The 1,678-nt window shown below is 38.3% G+C and carries 2 protein-coding genes; one reads left to right on the top strand and one right to left on the bottom strand.

What is annotated here, in order from left to right; translation table 11 throughout:
- Positions 1 to 5: 5 nt before the first annotated feature.
- On the bottom strand, positions 6 to 1,271 hold the full coding sequence (locus QSJ47_RS08075; protein ID WP_285603011.1) for an RNA-guided endonuclease InsQ/TnpB family protein: 1,266 nt from the start codon (positions 1,269 to 1,271) through the stop codon (positions 6 to 8).
- 69 nt (positions 1,272 to 1,340) lie between these two features.
- On the opposite strand from QSJ47_RS08075, the gene tnpA reads away from it, so the two are divergent.
- A partial coding sequence (gene tnpA, locus QSJ47_RS08070) for an IS200/IS605 family transposase (RefSeq protein WP_285603010.1) occupies positions 1,341 to 1,678 on the top strand: 338 nt, incomplete at its 3' end.

Raw genomic sequence — 1,678 nt, 5'->3', positions numbered from 1 at the left:
GTGAATCACCCACCCGCTAAAGACGGGTGGGCTTCTTGCTTCAACGATCCATAACTAGCTATATCCAGTATGTAGCCATACTTGGTTACAACCCCATCAGCGGAATCTCCACAAGCGTAACTTCGGGTCATCCCTACCCTAGTTTTATCTACCTTGATAGCGTGTCGCTCATCTAGCATTCCCAAAGCATAGTTTCTAATGTTGATGCTAGCATTGAGGTCTCTGTGATGGTGTGTTTGGCAACAAGGGCAGACAAAATTTCTAATATGGAGTGGCTTTTTACCGGTATTGCTCCCACAGGTCGAGCAGATTTGAGAGCTAGGGAAGTATTGGTCAATTTTGATAAGGGTTTTACCCTTCCAACCAGCCTTATATTCTAATAGACTAATAAGCCTAGACCAGCTGGCATTGGTAATGCTCTTAGCTAGTTTGTGGTTTTTGACCAAATTCCTAACTTTCAAGGTTTCTACTGCTAGCAAATCGTATTGATTGGTTATCTCATTACTGATTTTATGTAGGTAGTCCTCTCTGCTATTGCTGATAGAGGCGTGGATTTGTGCCACTTTCTTTGCTTGTTTTTTTCTATTACTAGAACCTTTGAGTTTTTTAGACAATCTCCTTTGCGCTTTAGTGAGTTTGGTTTGTAGATTCTGGAAAAACTTTTTATATGGGTAGAACACGCCATTACTGGCGATGACTAAAGACTCTAAACCCATATCTAAACCCACAGCTTTTCTGATAGTTGTGGGTTTAGGTTCAGGCTTATTGTCCTCATAACTGACAGAGAGATAGTATTTATCTGCTACACAAGAGATAAACCCCTGTTTGACGATAGAGTTTGTAGGCAAATGCCTATGAAACTTGGCTTTAATAGCTTCTTTGAATTTGGGTAGCTTGACTTGGTTGTTTCCTAAATCCATCTCTAAGTGTTGCGGGACACAGAAAGATTGCTTGGCATACTTTTTAGATTTGAATCTAGGATAATCTGCCAGCTTAGAGAAAAATCGATCAAAGGCTGTTGTCAGCTGTCTTAGTGCCATTTGCAAGCTTTGCGAATTGCATTCACTTAGATAAGCATAAGACTCTTGTTTTTTGAGAGTAGTAAGCACCTTTTGCATGCTGAAGTAATTTTCTTTAATGCCTAGTGCGTATTGCTTTTGGCGGTATGCTAAAAAGTAATTATAGATCACTCTAGCACAACCAAAATGCTTGTGTATCAAGGTTTTTTGTTCAACACTAGGGTAAATTCTAAACTTCATTGCTTTAAGCAATTTCTTACGCCTTAACTATTTTACATTATTATAACATAATTTTATAAAATATTTTTGAGGTGTAGAGCTATGAAAGAAAACCATTACAAACTCAAAGGCTATTTATCCACAAACAGGAGCAAACATAATCTAAAAGCCCATTTGATTTTAGTGTGTAAATACAGAAAAAAGTTGCTCGTAGGAGATGTGGCTATTTTTATAAAGTCTGTGGTTGAGGAGATAGAGGAAAGTTCAGATTTTATCATCATAGCAATGGAGACAGACAAAGACCATTTACACTTGATGATTCAGTATATCCCTAGAGTGTCTATCAGTTCCATCATCTTGCGCATCAAGCAGATTACCACTTATAGGGTTTGGAGAGAACCAAGATTTATCCCGTTCTTGCGCAAGCATTTTTGGAAAGA

The organism is Helicobacter sp. NHP22-001, from assembly GCF_030270165.1.
GTDB lineage: Bacteria > Campylobacterota > Campylobacteria > Campylobacterales > Helicobacteraceae > Helicobacter > Helicobacter gastrofelis.
Note: the sequence above shows the minus strand (reverse complement) of the source record. Positions and strands in the feature narration are given on the sequence as shown.